Consider the following 17,480-nt stretch of genomic DNA (forward strand, 5'->3'; position numbering starts at 1 on the left):
CCTAAAAAACATAACATCAAAAGCTCCTTAACATAAGTGACACACTATAGACCTAGACATTACGGGCATTAAATAAAACTCGGCTGGGTACCTTACATCAACTATAGTTTCACTATCGAAGTGCATCTTTATGAAGATACCCTCGACTTTGTTAGGAGACATATAAGCGCTAAGGAGATTATAAATGGCTGATAACAAAGCTAAGCTAACGATTGCTGAAACATCTGTAGACTTGGACGTTCTATCCCCTACACTCGGTTCCAAAGTTATTGATATTCGTACTCTCGGCTCCAAAGGTTATTACACCTATGATCCCGGCTTTACCTCAACCGCCTCTTGTGAGTCAAAAATCACTTTTATTGATGGTGATAACGGTATCTTACTTCACCGTGGTTTCCCTATCGGACAATTAGCGACTGAATCAACATACTTGGAAGTCTGTTATATCCTTCTGTACGGTGAAGCACCAACACAGGAGCAATACGATAAATTTAAAACCACTGTAACTCGTCACACCATGATCCATGAACAAATTACCCGACTGTTCAATGGTTTCCGTCGTGACTCACACCCAATGGCAGTACTGTGTGGTGTTACAGGGGCTTTAGCTGCGTTCTATCACGATGCATTGGATGTTAGTAATCCAGTTCACCGCGATATAACGGCTTATCGCCTACTATCAAAAATGCCAACAGTGGCAGCGATGTGTTACAAATACTCGATTGGTCAACCTTTCGTTTATCCAAGAAATGACCTTTCCTATGCAGGTAACTTCTTGCATATGATGTTTGCAACACCATGCGAAGAGTATGTCGTTAACCCAGTACTTGAACGCGCAATGGATAGAATTTTCATCCTTCACGCCGATCACGAACAAAATGCGTCAACCTCAACTGTACGTACTGCGGGTTCTTCTGGTGCAAACCCATTTGCATGTATTGCAGCGGGTATCGCGTCACTTTGGGGACCAGCGCACGGTGGTGCTAACGAAGCTTGTCTACGTATGTTGGAAGAAATTAAAACGGTTGAACACATTCCTGAATTTATTAAACGTGCAAAAGATAAAAATGATTCCTTCCGTTTAATGGGCTTTGGTCACCGTGTTTACAAAAACTACGATCCTCGTGCAACAGTAATGCGTGAAACCTGTCATGAAGTGTTAAAAGAATTAAACCTCAACGACAGCTTACTTGAAGTGGCAATGGAATTAGAACGTATTGCCTTAAACGACCCGTATTTTATTGAGAAAAAACTGTACCCTAACGTTGACTTCTACTCTGGTATTATCCTTAAAGCGTTAGGTATTCCATCCAATATGTTTACTGTTATTTTTGCTATTGCACGTACAATTGGCTGGATTGCTCACTGGAATGAAATGCACGAAGATGGTCTGAAAATTGCGCGTCCTCGTCAGCTTTATACTGGTTATGATGAGCGCAATTTCAAAAGTGAAATTAAAAAGAAATAATTGAATTTTATTAATTATTTATCTTAATAAGCCCCGCTTAAATCGGGGCTTTATATTTTAAAGTTATCGATAAAATTCAATCAACTTTTCAAATATTCTTGCGGTGTTTGCCCTGTCATTTTTTTAAAAAAGGTAATAAAGGCACTATCACTGGCAAATCCTAATACCTGGCTAATATCAATATAGCGATGATGGGTAGCTAATAATTCAATGGCTTTCATTAATCGCCACTGTTGACGCCATTGCTGATAACTTAAGCCTGTTTCTTTATAAAATAAACGCGTGATCGTTTTTTCACTCGCTCCCACATATTTCGCCATTTCTTGTAACGGTGGAGGCAAATCATCAAATGATAAACGCTTTAATCGCCTATCTTTCGGCATAAATAAATGATTGGGTTGTCGCTGAGCCTGCGTGATTTCATCAAAGAAAACAGCTAATAGATTCGCATAACGCCCTTCTTCCCATTGTGTATCAAAATCAGCCACTGAAATACGCTCAAGAATTTCTCGCAAAAGAGGAGAAAGCGTAAATATCTCACTCTCACTTGGAAATTTATCATGATATTTATCGGAAATATAAACAGAGCGATATCCCACAGATGCATACATTTCGACTCGATGTTCCAATTTTGCGGGGATCCACGCAATTCTCATAGGGGGTAAAACAGAGACCCGAGAGGCTATAGTAATTCGCATACATCCTGACTGCGTAAATAATAATTGCCCTCTATCATGAGAATGAAATCCTGAATCGTGCTTTCCCATTTCTGCTGCAATACCCACAACTGATGCAAGATGCTCTTCTGGCACAAAGTGGTCGTATTGATTAAGCCAAGCCATCACTTGTCCTATTTGAAAAATAATATGTCTTTATGTTTATAACAAGACATTCATTATCTCTGTATTCTGCTCATCAAGATTTAAGGATGTAGGATAAAAAGATGAACAAAAAACTCTCTTTATGGTTAGCAATTGCGTTAATGATGTTTCCACAAATTGCAGAAACCATTTATAGCCCAGCACTTACTGATATTGCAAACGGCTTTCATGTCAGTGCAAACGAGGCTGGGCAAACACTTTCGCTCTATTTCTTTGCGTTTGCATTGGGGGTCATTATATGGGGTCGGTTATGTGATGTCATTGGTCGTCGTCCGACAATGTTAGCTGGATTGTTTATTTACGCTATTGCTTGTCTTGGTGTTTTCATGACACAAGATTTTTCAATATTACTTGGATTGCGTATGCTTTCCGCTTTTGGTGCTGCGGTAGGATCAGTAGGTACACAAACCATTATGCGTGATGTCTATAGTGGTGATGAGTTAGCAAAAGTATTCTCAGTGATGGGAGCCGCTATCGCATTAAGCCCAGCAATAGGTATGTTAAGTGGTTCATTGTTAGTCAGCTATACAGGTTATCAAGGAGTATTTAGTGGCCTAGCTCTCTTGGCTGTGATTTTACTGTTATGGAGTGCTTTTGCTTTACCTGAAAGCCGCCCTGAAACAATAAAAACAGCACCGTTAGGAGAAACTGCAATAAAAATGCTTAAGGATAAGCAAATTGCTAAAACTGTATTATTAATTGCCTTTTTTAATATCAGCCTTTTTGCTTATTATCAATTAGCTCCTTTTATGTTTGATAAACAAGGATATAGCGCAAGCACCTTTGGATATAGTGGCATTGTGTTAGCAATAGGTGTCGGTATTGGCTCTTATATTAATAAAGCATTATTAAATCATCATTGGTCATGTGGAAAATTAGTTTTACTTGCCAGCTTTATTGCATTAGTTAGTGCTGCGGGTGTTTATTTTTTACGTGACCACATTAGCTTTATTATCCCAATGATGACGAGTGTTATTGCTTATGGCATTGCTATTCCAAATATCTTAGCCACAGCATTAGCACGGTATAAAGATCGTTTAGGTACTGCGGGAGCATTATTAGGCTTATTCTACTATTTGTTAATTGGTGGCGGGCTTGCACTTGCTGGATGGGGACAAAGTTTAGCAATCACTTTACTAATTTGTAGTCTAGGTTCATTGCTACTCTCTTTTTCTCGTCAAACGACAAAATAATAAATCTAAAAGAGCTCCTTATGTTTAATGTGGGCTCTTTTTTTTGCTCTTTTTGCTGTTAATTTTTCAATCAATTTAGCTAAGGGTTAATACCTATTTTCTTAAACAGACAATTCTTAAATTTTTCAAATACCACAAAAAACGCCTTTATTATCACTTCTTCATTTTCAGCACTTTTTCCTAATATAGCGTTTTATATATTGCAGAATTGAATATTAATAAAGCTAGGTTAGCTTTTTTAGCGTTTATATCTATAAATTTAACAAATGATATATCTTACCTTCGTTTCCAACAGTGATAATCAAATTGTTCGTTTCGCTATTTCATGGTAAAAAAAACTGTTTATCCATACATAGCTTAAGGAACTGGCGTGATAAAAAAAATCTTAGACATTTTCCCTATTTTTGGGAAAAAAGACGTCGATATTACTGAGAAATATCTCCAAGAATCTCTTGTACTGCTTGCTATATTTGATGAAGAGTTACCTAAACGTACATTAAATTATATACTTACAGGTAAAAACCCTGAAATTCTTTTTGAATTAAATAAACTGGATGCAGCAAAAGCAGCCGTTTATTTTCATCGCGCAGGAACATTAGAATGGTGGTATGCCAGTAATGTTGATACAGGAAAATATAGTAAAGTTATCACCCAAGGTCTGAATGCCCGTCATAAGCTTTACTCTAAAATTGGCGAAAGCTTTTCTTTAGAACAAGTCGCTCGTTATGCAAAAGTCATTGCAGCTGCATGCCAAGATATCAATATCAAAGTGACAACAACTGAAGTGCCAACTTGGGTTATTTACCTGTTAGTTGATGCGTTTTACACCACTTATGATAATGCACGTAATCTTAATTTAGAACATCGTAAACATTGGAGTATGGAATTTATCGCTAATATGGTCGAAGCAGAGGCCAATATTCCAGGCGAAAATGCATTATTCGCAGTATTCGATAGAAAAGATATCTCTGAATATTATGCTTCTAATCTTAAGCGTATTTATGAACTTCATGATTTAAAAGATTATCTACTTTCACATCAAGAATTTATTAGAACGGAATTAGTTGAAAAACTGTCAGCAAATGGTTTAGTTGAGCTAATTAACTATCTAAACAAAAATACGATATTACGCGATACTTTTGCAGATATTATTGTTTTACTTGCCACCAGCAGTTTAAAAACAGTGAAAAAAGCCGCAGAACCTATTTTGAATACCTTACCGGCTGAAATTGTAAAAGAAAATTTAACCCATGTTTTAATGAACGGTACACCAAAACAACGTACACAAGCGGCTGATTTATTTGCTCGCCAAGGTGAAAACCGTGATGTACTTGAAGAAGCGTTAAAACATGAAACCTCAAAAGCGGTCATCAAGAGCATTGAAAGTGCTCTACAACGTTTTAGCGTTGCTGATAACGCAAACACCGTTGATGCCATCGAAGCACCTGATTTTACACCATTAGAAGATACACCATTACCCGATAGTGCCCGTGATATTATGGTCAATAACTTCAATGAGATGTTAGCTAAAGCGAAAGAAAATGCTGAACGCGAAATTGAAGAAAATAAAACATCGAAGCACTCTTATAATTGGGCACAGCGTCATTATAAAGATTTATCTAAGATTAATGAAAAACAATGTCGTGCATTAGTTGATAAGCTCAACAGTGGGCAAGGCACTATTCAGTCGAATGAAATCCAAATTATTAAACACAAAAATCGTATTCCTAATTTGCCAGAATACACATTCTTCCATGCTGTACGTGTGATAACCAACAACCGCCAACATGCCGATCACTTCTCCTCTCACTACTTTAATGGTGATATTCCAGAGCGTTTATTTAGTGATATTGAATTACGACAAGTTGAAAATGTATTAGAAAGATGTAGCTTCAAACGCGCAGCCCGTGTCACAGCAGCACTATGCTTAGAATCTTATCAAGATGGCTTACGCCGTTTTCGTAAACCGGAACAAGTTTGGCCTTTCTTTTCTCAACATACTGATTATATCGCAGAAGCACTAAACTTAATGCCAAACCAAAGCGAACATCGCTATCGCCAATTTGAGATTTCACAAGGAATTGAAGTATTAGGACGTTTCCCAACAATTCCTGCACAATTTGTTCCGCGCATCATGGAATTGGCATTAGGTGAAAATAAAACGCACCGCGTTTCCGCACAAAAATTATTAGAAACACTGCCTAATATTCATTTAAGTGCACAAGAAGGATTAACCTCAAGTAAACAAGAGATCCGTGTTACAGCCATTGAATGGTTAGCTCGCTTAAATAATCCGGACTCCTTACCTGCGCTTAATGCCTTATTGAAAAAAGAGAAACGCGAAGTAGTACGAGCCTCTTTACTCACTGCATTAGAGCAGTTAGGCGAAGATATTTCGATCTACTTATCGCCAAAAACGTTATTAGCAGAAGCTGAAAAAGGCCTTAAAGCCAAAGCACCAGCGAGCCTTGCTTGGTTTAATTTTGAGACAATCCCTGCATTAACATGGGAAAACAAGAAAGCGGTTGATCCAGCGATTATTCGTTGGTGGATTATTCTGGCAGTAAAACTAAAAATGCCTGGAGGCAACGCGCTATTACAACGTTATATCGGCCTACTTTCTACAGATAGCCAACATAAACTTTCAAGCTTTATTCTGCATACCTTTGTTGCTCAGGATATTAAAGGTCCATCACTGGAAGAAGCAATGGTAGAAGCACAACGTGAAGCGCCGGGGCGTTTAAGTAATTATCAAAACTGGGCTAAACGTTATCCTGAATATTATGCTAAATATGAAAACTTCACATTAGAACAAGTGATTGAAGAGATTAAAAATGAGGTATTACGTCGTTATTTAGGCTCTGCAATCAGTGATAAAGGTATGTTAGCGCTTATCTGCGGCATTGAAGGTCATGTTGCAGTATCTGTATTACGTAACTATATGCGTGATCACTATCAGCGCCGAGCTCAAATTGAAGCCATGATTGATGCTGTAGCATCAAGCAATGATCCAATTATCATTCAGCTTCTTCTTTCACTATCACGCCGTTATCGCACGGCATCTGTTCAGGAAAAAGCTCGTAATTTAGTCACGCAAATCGCGGAGCGTAATGGCTGGAGTGCAGATGAATTAGCCGATAGAACTATTCCAACCGCAGGTTTTGATGATACCGGAACATTAGTGTTGGAATATGGTGAACGTATTTTCACTGCAAAAATGGATGCAAAACAAAAACTTGTTCTGTTTAATCCAGAAGGCAAAGAAGTTAAAGCGTTACCTGCAGCGCGCAAAAATGATGATGCGGAGCTGATTAAAGAAGCGAAAAAACTTTTCACTTCAAGTAAAAAAGAACTCAAACAAGTTATTGAATTGCAAAGTGTACGCTTATATGAAGCCATGTGTGCTCAACGTCAGTGGTTAAGCGCGGATTGGCAAGAATATATCTTAGCTCATCCAATCATGCATAAACTGATTGAACAACTGGTTTGGCAAGAAGTGAAAGATGGCAAGGTTATCAATACATTCCGCCCTTCTGATGACGGTGCATTGCTTGATCTTGAAGATGATGAAGTGACTTTACAAAACGATTCGTTGATCCAACTTGCTCACGCAGCATTGGTCAATGAAGATGAACGTAAGGCATGGATCGCTCACTTTAAAGATTACAAAGTGAAATTCTTGTTCTCTCAAATGGAGCATAAGATCCCAGAATTAGATCTGAAACAAACTGAAGTGGAAGATAGAAAAGGTTGGATCACAGACACCTTCACTTTACGCGGTATTTTAACCAAAATGGGTTATCAACGAGGCCCAGCAGAAGATGGTGGCTCGTTCTCTCATTATTACAAATTCTTCTCTAGTTTAAACTACTACGTCAATATCGGTTTCAGTGGTAGCTATGTTCCAGAAGAAAATATTCCAGCTGTATTATTTGATTTAAGCTTTGAGAAAAATCAGCAGAATTACTGGGATCGCAATAATGTTGAGCTAAAAAATGTACCACCGATTCTATTAGCAGAAAGCTATGCGGATTATCTAAAAGTCGCTGAAGCTTGCGCAGGATTTGATCCTGAATGGGAAAAGAAAACACCTTGGTAAAAGATAGGGATAATTAGGAAAGAATATGGCTAAAAAAGCACCCGCAGATCAACAAGCAATTAGGGAAAGTGCTGAGGTTCGATTTGCTCAAGAGCTAGAGCGTTTAACAAAAGCTGATGTTAATAATCCTAAACCACAAGGATGGCTTCGCTCTCCTCGTGCTGTACGCCAATTTATTTTAGGTGATGATGCATTAAGCATCACACCTAAGTTTTTCGGCGATGATGCGTTGGTTGATCGTGCAATTGTCACATTATTGGGTAAACAAGGTTTAATGCTGGTTGGTGAACCGGGTACGGCAAAATCGATGCTCTCAGAGCTTTTCGCTGCTGCCATCAGTGGTGATTCAGGATTAACCATCCAAGGAACTGCTGGCACAACAGAAGATCACATTAAGTATTCTTGGAACTATGCATTGCTATTAGCAGAAGGCCCAACAGAACGCGCTTTAGTGGGATCGCCGCTTTATCAAGGTATGTTACAAGGCAAAATTGTTCGCTTTGAAGAGATAACTCGTTGTCCTCCTGAAATTCAGGATGTGCTGGTTTCTTTGATGTCAGAGAAACAATTGATGATCCCTGAAATGGGTGATGGTGCGCGTATTAGTGCAAAACCGGGGTTTAACCTTATCGGTACAGCAAACTTACGTGATCGCGGTGTTCATGAAATGTCGGCTGCACTAAAGCGCCGTTTTAACTTTGAAACCGTGAAACCTATTCGTGATCCTGCATTTGAAATCAGCCTGATCCAATCGCAGCTTGAGAACGAACTAGGCTCTTTAGCCAATGAAGTCACTGTACCAGCAGATGTTGTGGAATTACTGGTCACAACATTCCAAGAGTTGCGCTCAGGTAATACGAAAGATGGCGGTAATATCAAAACACCAGATGCGGTTATGTCAACCGCAGAAGCTGTGAATATTGCTTACGCTTGTGCCTTAGAAGCGCATTATTTAGGCGATGGAGTGATGAATGCAGGCGCAATTGCCCGCCAATTAATCGGTGTTGTATTAAAAGACAATGCTGATGATATCAAGCGTATTCGTTATTACATGGACAACGTAGCTAGAGAGAGAGCAAGAAACAGTAAAGAATGGAAAGCTTTCTTTGATGCATCAAAAGAGTTTTGGCAATAAAACGCTAAAACTCGTGGCTACGCACTAAAATACGTTATTTATCTATTAAAGGCAGAGTTAACTTACTCTGCCTTTTCACCCAGAAAAGGGATCGACACGGTGACGTTACCTTCAATACCTTTGCCAGAAAGAATTGACCAAGCACGACTGAAATGGACGTCGTTACAGCAACAACATCTCTATTTTGCCCCTGTACGCCACCATAGCCCTGCTTGTGCTTATGCGGTTTTATCATTAATTGATTCTGTAAAACCTGACTATATTTTAATTGAAGGCCCAGATACCTTTAATTCACTTATTCCTAGCCTAACAGATAAAGATACCCTGCCTCCCGTTGCGATTATGGGGCAAGCTGAGTATTTGCATAATGATGGTAACCAAGAAGAGCGTGAGAAATCACTGCATTCTGCCTATTTTCCATTTTGTGAATATTCGCCTGAATGGCAAGCTTTGCGGGGTGGTTTGCGCATCAATGCTAAAACACGTTTTATTGATTTGCCTTGGGCTGCACAAGTTAATAACGAAGAGTATAGCGACTCGCAAAGTCGAAGCTTACAAAAAGAACGTTATTTAGCGCATAGCCAGTTTATCGCGCAATTAGCTAAAAAATGCCACTGTCGTGATCATGATGATGTTTGGGAGCATCTTTTTGAATTACGTAGTATTGAAGCCTTAGCTGATTGGCAAACACTTTTTAATGACACCTTTATTTGGTGCGCACTTGCACGTCTTGATTATGAGCCTGAAGTGCTTGAATCTGAAGGATCTTCACAACGTGAAGCACATATGCTCGCTCATATTCAAATCATCAAACAGCAAGAACCCAATGCCAAAATTGTAATCGTCACAGGGGGATTCCATACCCTTGCACTAATTGAAGGCCTAGCTAATTCACAATCTCAATCTTTCGCCATTTCTAGCACAGAACAAAAGCAGTTCACTAAAATGCAAAAAATGGGTGAAAATGAGCAAGCTTGGCTTATTCGCTACAGTTTTGACAGACTAGATGCACTTAATGGTTATGCTTCTGGCATGCCTTCTCCTGCATTTTATCAACAAGCTTGGCAAAGTTTGATGCAACAACATCATGATAAATTGGAAAATAATGATGTCGCCAAACAGCCAACTCAAGTTTATCGTAATAAAATGGGGATTGCTTTTCTAAGCTCAGTGGCTCAGGCAATTAGAGAAAAACAATTTGATAATCCACCGAGTTATTTAGCTGTAAAACTCGCAGCCGAACAGAGTTTACGCCTTGCTTTATTAAGAGATCACGCAGGTACAGGTCGCTATGATTTGCTCGATGGTTTACAAAGTGCCTTTATTAAAGGCAGCTTAGATGATAGCCAAAGTGAATTATGGGCTGAAATCAAAACCTGTTTCTCTGGTTATCTCTTAGGTAAAATCCCATTAGGTACAGCAACGCCTCCTTTAGTTAATGAAACCTATGAACGAGCTAGAGCTTTTCGTTTCAAACTTGATGATACTTTAGCAAAAACAACTAAATGCGATGTTTATCGTAACCCGCAGCATCGCTTAAGAAGTCGTTTTTTACATTTATTGGCTTTCTTGGAGATCCATTTTGCACACCGTGTAAATGGTCCTGATTTTCTTTCTGGTCATCAATTAGATCTATTATTTGAAGAGTGGCAATACGCCTGGACACCTAATGTAGAAGGTGAACTGATTTCATTATCAGAGAAAGGCTCTCAACTTGAAGCTATCGCTCTAAATAAGCTGCTATCTATGGAGAAACAGCTTGAAGAGCAAGGGCAAAGCCGTTCGAGCCAGAGTGCGGTTACGTTATTAATCCAAGCAGCACTAATTGGACTCCACCAACGCATTCCATCACTCTTTAAACTGTTAGATAGCTATATTCAGCAAGATTTTCGTCTTGAGTCACTAACTCAGTGCGGACATAAACTGATCCATTTATGGCGAGGTCGCCAATATCTTGATATTACTGATGAGCTTTCACTTGAAAATCGCCTACATCAAGTTATTCCACAAGCTTTCTTTTGTTTAGAACAACTGGCTCAAGGTGATGAACAACAACAAGAAAGCAATTTACAAGCCCTGCTCTCTTTACGGGAATTGATTGAATTTATGCCATCGCTCAATAATCAGCATGATTATAAAAGTGATTTCTATCAGCAACTCAATCGCCTTGATGGTCAATTAGATACAGTACCTTTATTAAAAGGTGCAGTAGATGCCTTACGTTATTTAGGTTCATATATTGATGAAAATACGTTAGTTACCACGCTAAATACAACCTTTAGCACCGGCAGTTCTCCTGAACATGCCATTGGCTATTTCGTTGGTATGATGCGAACAGCACCTGAGCTAGTTATCCGCCTTCCGTTATTGGTTGATCACTTAAATACCTTGTTACAGCAATGGGATGAAGAACGATTTATTCAGATCTTGCCTGATCTGCGTTTTGCCTTTAGCCAACTTAATCCCAAACAAAATGCAGAGCTTGCGCAATATATTGCCAACGATATTGGTTTAGATACGCAAGCATTATCCTTATGGCAGTCAGAATTTAGTGCTAAACAGATGCTTGAAGCCACTAAACTCAACCAAAAATTACAACAGCGAATAATGGAACAAGGCATGATTTCTTGGTTTGATGCTAAGAAAATAGAGAAAGGAGATATAAATCATGAGCCAGCATAATGACGATGTGCCTGAAGATAAAATGAAACAAGCAAAACGCTGGCGCCTGATTTTAGGTCAATATGCTGATGATGCTCTTGGGCAAGCGACTTTTAATGCTGATGATTTAAAAGTTGAGCGTACACTCGACTTTCTCTATCGCCGTGAATATCAGCGCCGAGGTCTTCGCCAAGAACGAGGGCGTCATGGATCACTCGATGCATCGCAACTTACTGCGGTAAACTGGCTAAATCAAGCGCGTAAGCTATTCCCTAATAGCACCTTTGAACGTATGCAATCACAGGCTATTGAACGTTACCAAATCAGTAGTTTTCTTAAAGATCCCAATACGTTAAAAGCGATGGAGCCAACAAAAGTGTTAGCGAAAACATTATTAAGTTTACGTGGACGCATGAGTGAAGAAACGCGAGATGCGGTTAAAACGATTATTCGTAAAGTGGTCGATGATATTTTGCGTCAAATTCGCAATAACTTTCGCCAATCATTAACAGGTCGCCGTAATCGTTTTAGACGCTCTTTAGTGCCTAATAGTCGCAACTTTGATTGGCGTGCCACCATCGCTGCAAACTTAAAACATTACGATACTAAAAATCGCCGTTTAGTGATTGAAACTCCTTACTTCAATTCACGGATGCAACAACATTTTCCGTGGGATGTCATACTTTGTGTTGACCAAAGTGCGTCAATGTCTAGCTCAATTATGTATGCGGCTGTTTGTGCCAGCATTTTAGCCTCTTTGCCTGCGGTTAATGTCTCTTTAGTGGTTTTTGATACCCAAGTTGTTGATTTATCGCATTTAGCAGACGATCCCGTTGAAGTTTTAATGACCGTACAATTGGGTGGCGGTACTAATATTGCAGGCGCAATGCAATACTGTGAAAGTTTGGTCAAAAACCCTAAACGCACGGTTATTTCACTTATCAGTGACTTTGAAGAAGGTGGCTCATTAAACCGCTTATTAGATTGCACGCAACGCCTTAATGGCCAACAAGTTAAATTATTAGGTCTAGCAGCACTTGATGATGAGGCTCAACCTGCTTATGACTCCGCAATTGCACAAAAGCTTGCAGATAGAGGCATGCAAGTTGCAGCGTTAACACCTGAACATTTCGCACAATGGTTGGCAGAGGTAATGCAATGAGTTGGCAAACTGTTTACTTTCATTACGATGAAGATGCGCTCACTGTATTTGCTAATGCAGGATTATTAAGACGCGCCAAAAAAGATGTTGATAACGAAAAAGTTTCTCTCACTGATGCCAATACTGGGCAATTTAGTAGTGATGGACAAAATGTTATTTTACACGAAGCGGGAATTCAACAAGCTAGTTGCGATTGTTCTGCATCAGGTTGTTGCAAACATATTTTAGCCGCTGTTTTATGGCTACAAGCTAATAATAATGCTGATAATTCAAGTAACGATAATAGTGATGAAACATCATCAGAAGCTATTGCGGAGCCCATTGAAATAGCACCTCTGTTACCCACGCTATTTACTCTTGATCCTGAAGCATTAATCAAAAAAGCAGGAAAACCAGCCTGTCGTATGGCGATTAAATTAGTTGAGCAGTGGGAAACACTAACATTGAATTTAGAAGACACAGGGACACAATTAAAAATTCAACTTCCTGATGTTGATGAGCCTGTTATTTTCTTACAAGGTAGTGGCTACGATGGCATGTTATCACCTTTTTCTGACTCACAGAAAAAAGCATTCCACCTTGCTATTGTGGCTAAAATATTTGAACAACATGCTCAACTATGGAGTTGGCCTGAAGATTTAATCATTGTGCAATCTTCAAAGCGCCCTCTCAATGAAGAAGAAACCGCGTTAATTACGACGATTGAACAATTTATTTATGATTTATTACGCCAAGGGCTATCACATATCAGCTTAAGCAGCGCCACTCAATTGCACTTATTGAATATGTCCGCTCGAGCAGAAGGCTTACCTCGTTTAGCGTCTTATTTACGAACATTAAGCACTCAAGTCAAACTATTAGCAGAAAGACATTTCACTATGGATGAAAGCAATGTCTTGCGCTTGCTGGCTCATATTTCAGCCTATCTATTTCAATTATCCAATGCGACGCCAGAACAGTTAAAAGCGTTACGAGGTCAACTTCGTCGTCAATATGATGATAAAAAAACCAGCCTCTCTCTTATCCCTGTTGGTGCAAATTGGTGGACGGCACAAAGTGGTGCATTAGGAGCAACCTTTACCTTTTGGGATAAAGAAGAGAAACAGCTCTTACAAACGACTCAAGCACGCCCTAATCAACTTGATACTCTATTTAATCGTTATAGTGTTTGGAATAGTTTGTCGTTATGGAAACAAACATCCGATAAATTAATGCGTCGCCCTTTTGTATTACAAGAGCCACGTATTTCTGATGAAGGAAAACTGGCAACTATTGGCGAAAGCTTCGCACAAAGCCAAGCTGATTTTCTTGATATTACCGATTATCACAATCTACAAACTGAATTAGGGATCAACAATTGGCAAGAGTTACCAGACTATTTTGCTAATCAACCTGAAGGATTTCTTTCCCCTCTCGTCTTACATATCAAAAGCTATAAGCCATTAATTTGGTATGAAATAGAGCAATGCGTTATTTGGGATGTTTCAGATAATCATGATAATTCAGCCTTCTTACGTCTTTATTGGGAAGGAACAATGCAAAATAATCTGGAAGAATTACGTTATCTCACTAAGCGAGAATTAGAGATAGTAGCAGTTACTGTTCAGCCTGTTCGACGTGATTTAAATATGGATTTATTGCCAACGACTCTTTGGCTCAAAACGGAAAAAGGCATTGAAATGTTTTATCTCGATTTTGACCAATTTCCACGAAAGAAAAAACAATCAGGATTTATTAGTCGTATTCAAGAATATATGGCTAAGCGTAAGCAACAAACGGCAATGCATCACAGTGAACCGACATTAGCACAAAAGTTCTGTCGCCCTATTTTGTCTGTATTAGAAGCCCAAGCATGTACTGGGCGGGAATTACTTTCTGAAATGCAAAAAGAGCAGTTAGAAATAAGCAAGCATACTGCTGACGATTTAGGAATGACATTAATTGCCAACCAATTAGCTCGTTACCTGGCATTAACTACTCGTGACTCTCAAGCTTTATTACAGTTAATTTGGCTATGCGATAATCTGCAACAATTACAAAGCCCATTGCCTATTCAGCTTAATGAGTAATAAATATCCCCCAGCATAGCCGAGGGATTTATATATACAAAAAAAGCTATCTCTCTTTAATTAGAGAGATAGCTTATAAAATAAGAATAAGTAGGCTTACGCTGGATTATCAATATCAACAAATGTCACATCGAAGTGATGTGTTTGAGCAAGCCATTCACCTAATGCTTTAATACCATAACGCTCTGTTGCATGATGACCAGCTGCAAAGAAATGAACGCCCATTTCTCTTGCGATATGAATAGTCTGTTCTGAGACTTCACCTGTCACAAAAGCATCTACACCTTGCTCTGCAGCATCTTGAATAAAGCCCTGTCCGCCGCCCGTACACCAAGCAATATTACGAATAGTTTCAGGAGCATTATCACCGCAATGCAATACATTGCGTTGTAACGCTTTTTCTAAACGTTCTTTTAATTCAGTTGGCGTTAAAGGTAAATCAAACACACCTTTAGGTACTAACGGTAATATTTCACCTTCAACTTTAACGCCCATTTTTAACGCTAATTGAGCATTGTTACCTAAAATAGGGTGAGCATCTAACGGCAGGTGATAACCAAAAAGATTAATGTCATTACAAAGTAATGTCTTTAAGCGGTTGCGCTTCATTGAACGAATAACAACGGGCTCATTTTTCCAAAAGTAACCGTGGTGTACTAAAATTGCATCAGCGTTTAATCGCACAGCTTCATCAAGTAATGCTTGGCTTGCAGTCACACCCGTTACTATTTTTTGAATATGAGGGCGGCCTTCGACTTGAAGTCCATTAGGCGCATAATCTTGAAAGTTCTCAATACTTAACTTCTCATTAATCACTAATTCCAGATCAGTATTCTTCATTTCATTTATTTCCCTGTTATCACGAATGCCACTATTTATATAACAATAAGATAAATAGCAATAGGTTAATGGCATTCGTTTAAATGACTCATTATTGTTTATTGTAACGTAAAAATTGAAGATTATTTGAGGATAAGAAAAAACAAGAAGGTCGCATCAGAAAAGTGCTTAAAAAGGGATAAAAATAACGCCTACTTTTGTAGGCGTTATCTTAATATTCTGTTATTTGTGACTATTTAGCGCCACTTCCGATTTTGCCAGCCAAACTGGTTTATCACTTGTTTTAGACCATACACGGTGTATATAGCTATAAAATTGTGCGCGTTTAGGATGGAAAATCATAACAGGAAATGCCACAACACCTAGCGCAACAGCACCAGTACGACGGGCTAAAACATGTTTTTTTGTATATTCGTTATAAGCTGGCATAGTGCTCTCCTGTATAGAGATTAATTTGATAACTGAAATTTTACCTCATTTGATGAAATTTTACTACTGATCAGACCACTCAATTCGTGCGAAAAATCACCTTTATTTTGCTTGATATGTAATTAAATTTCAGAACAGAAACAAAAACAAAACATAAATAACACAATTATTAACAAATTTAGATCGGTATTTTTACTAAATGAAAGTTGTAGTAAATAATTTCGAGGATAAATTATCAAAAAAGAAAAAATCAAATAAGAGAAGAAGAATATTCAAGAATGCGGGTTTTTATCAATTACAAACTCACTTTGTGAAACGCTAAGCAACTCTCTAATCTCTTTTACATCAGCAACATTAAAGTGAGTCACTCTCGATACCTTTTTATCGCCATTTTTACAGCTGCTTCTAAAGAAGCTTTTAAATCATCGAAGAAAATCATATCACTCCATTCTTACCTGTAAATATTAATAATTTAATTCTTATTGTATTAAATTAAAAAAATAAATGTGATTAGAGTTAAAATAAAAATGAATTCGGCTAAATTTACAAAAAATAAATACTGAATACCAACATAGAAAAAATATTTAACAAAAAATACCTTATTTAATTTATGCATAATAAATCCTCAGTTAATTTCACCAAAGGAAAAATATGTGAGGGTAAGAAAAAAGCTTACAGTTAAAGAAGCAGGTGAAAAAGCAATTAATGATACAAATTACTTCTTTAATAAAACCAGCAGACCTATTTTTATAAATAAAATGAATAATTATGATTTAAAAATATGTCATTTTCGATCTATGATTAGTCAATATTGTTTAGCATGGAATAATTATGAACACTATTTAAATGATGATAAGTGCTATATTTTTTGTTTTAAATACATAACATTACCTAACAACAGCATCATAAACAAACCTGAATCTACATGTATATGTACTTACAATATATTTGATAACTGCATTTCTATTGAAATAATACAAAGTTTTGCTAGAAGTAATAGCATTATAAATGGAAACATAATGAAGTATTCACTAATCACATTATTTTTAACAAGAATAGAGGGTAATGGTATATACTTAATTAATCCTGTTAATGAAAAAATTAAAAAACTATTATATAAATACTTTTGGATTTAGTGATATTCATAAAGATGGAAGTATACTTTTTATTTCTTTAAAAGAATTAACAAATTGGTACTTAGCATTAATATACACAGTAAAACGATATTAATCTTAATAAAAAATAAAACATGATGAATTAATTAAATCTGATACTAACATGAAAAACATTATCAATATAGGAGACGAAAAATGATAACTAAATTATCTGAAGACTTAAATACTATACCCCATATAAATGATATCTATAACAAACAAGCGAATAAATCATTAAAGCTCACACCTGAACAAGCATTAGCAATATTAATAGCAGCAGCACCAGCTATTCATAATTTACCTAAAGCACCTTACTATGAAGCTGCGGGGAAAAAATGTCGTTAATGAGAAAGCCTCCAATAAATAGGAGGCTTTCTTTTCATTCAATA

11 protein-coding genes are annotated in these 17,480 nt (G+C 37.7%); 8 read left to right on the forward strand and 3 right to left on the reverse strand.

Annotated features, from left to right (window positions below; translation table 11 throughout):
* Positions 1–184: 184 nt before the first annotated feature.
* Positions 185–1,468: a citrate synthase gene (locus GWJ01_RS14415; RefSeq protein ID WP_109393447.1), complete on the forward strand. Its 1,284-nt coding sequence runs from the start codon at positions 185–187 to the stop codon at positions 1,466–1,468.
* 80 nt (positions 1,469–1,548) lie between these two features.
* On the opposite strand, the gene GWJ01_RS14420 is transcribed toward GWJ01_RS14415, so the two are convergent.
* Complete coding sequence (locus GWJ01_RS14420) at positions 1,549–2,310, reverse strand: AraC family transcriptional regulator (protein ID WP_109393446.1); 762 nt, start codon at positions 2,308–2,310, stop codon at positions 1,549–1,551.
* A 101-nt stretch (positions 2,311–2,411) separates the two neighbouring features.
* Between GWJ01_RS14420 and GWJ01_RS14425 the strand changes: the two genes are divergently transcribed.
* The 6 genes from GWJ01_RS14425 (at position 2,412) to GWJ01_RS14450 (ending at position 14,668) form a co-directional block, all read left to right on the forward strand.
* Positions 2,412–3,542, forward strand: a complete 1,131-nt coding sequence (locus GWJ01_RS14425; RefSeq protein ID WP_109402231.1) for a multidrug effflux MFS transporter — start codon at positions 2,412–2,414, stop codon at positions 3,540–3,542.
* 370 nt (positions 3,543–3,912) lie between these two features.
* The gene (locus GWJ01_RS14430) at positions 3,913–7,641 is read left to right on the forward strand and encodes a DUF4132 domain-containing protein (RefSeq protein WP_161711237.1); all 3,729 of its coding nucleotides are present in this window, start codon (positions 3,913–3,915) and stop codon (positions 7,639–7,641) included.
* Between the two features lie 25 nt (positions 7,642–7,666).
* The gene (locus GWJ01_RS14435; protein WP_109393443.1) at positions 7,667–8,776 is read left to right on the forward strand and encodes an ATP-binding protein; all 1,110 of its coding nucleotides are present in this window, start codon (positions 7,667–7,669) and stop codon (positions 8,774–8,776) included.
* A 99-nt stretch (positions 8,777–8,875) separates the two neighbouring features.
* The gene (locus GWJ01_RS14440) at positions 8,876–11,458 is read left to right on the forward strand and encodes a DUF5682 family protein (RefSeq protein ID WP_109393442.1); all 2,583 of its coding nucleotides are present in this window, start codon (positions 8,876–8,878) and stop codon (positions 11,456–11,458) included.
* Complete coding sequence (locus tag GWJ01_RS14445; RefSeq protein WP_161711238.1) at positions 11,445–12,599, forward strand: VWA domain-containing protein; 1,155 nt, start codon at positions 11,445–11,447, stop codon at positions 12,597–12,599. Before GWJ01_RS14440 ends, GWJ01_RS14445 begins: the two co-directional genes overlap by 14 nt.
* Positions 12,596–14,668, forward strand: coding sequence for an SWIM zinc finger family protein (locus tag GWJ01_RS14450; protein ID WP_109402226.1), 2,073 nt, complete (start codon positions 12,596–12,598; stop codon positions 14,666–14,668). The genes GWJ01_RS14445 and GWJ01_RS14450 overlap by 4 nt, the downstream gene beginning before the upstream one ends.
* A 96-nt stretch (positions 14,669–14,764) precedes the next feature.
* Here the strand turns inward: GWJ01_RS14450 and GWJ01_RS14455 are convergent, their stop codons facing one another.
* Entirely contained in the window at positions 14,765–15,508 is a 744-nt protein-coding gene (locus GWJ01_RS14455) for a type 2 GTP cyclohydrolase I (protein ID WP_075671627.1), read from the reverse strand.
* 222 nt (positions 15,509–15,730) lie between these two features.
* Positions 15,731–15,937, reverse strand: a complete 207-nt coding sequence (locus tag GWJ01_RS14460) for a YbfA family protein (protein ID WP_036912074.1) — start codon at positions 15,935–15,937, stop codon at positions 15,731–15,733.
* 1,310 nt (positions 15,938–17,247) lie between these two features.
* Between GWJ01_RS14460 and GWJ01_RS14465 the strand changes: the two genes are divergently transcribed.
* Positions 17,248–17,436: a hypothetical protein gene (locus GWJ01_RS14465; RefSeq protein WP_109402224.1), complete on the forward strand. Its 189-nt coding sequence runs from the start codon at positions 17,248–17,250 to the stop codon at positions 17,434–17,436.
* Positions 17,437–17,480 lie beyond the last annotated feature (44 nt).

It is taken from the genome of Proteus sp. G2618, from assembly GCF_009915995.1.
GTDB lineage: Bacteria > Pseudomonadota > Gammaproteobacteria > Enterobacterales > Enterobacteriaceae > Proteus > Proteus terrae.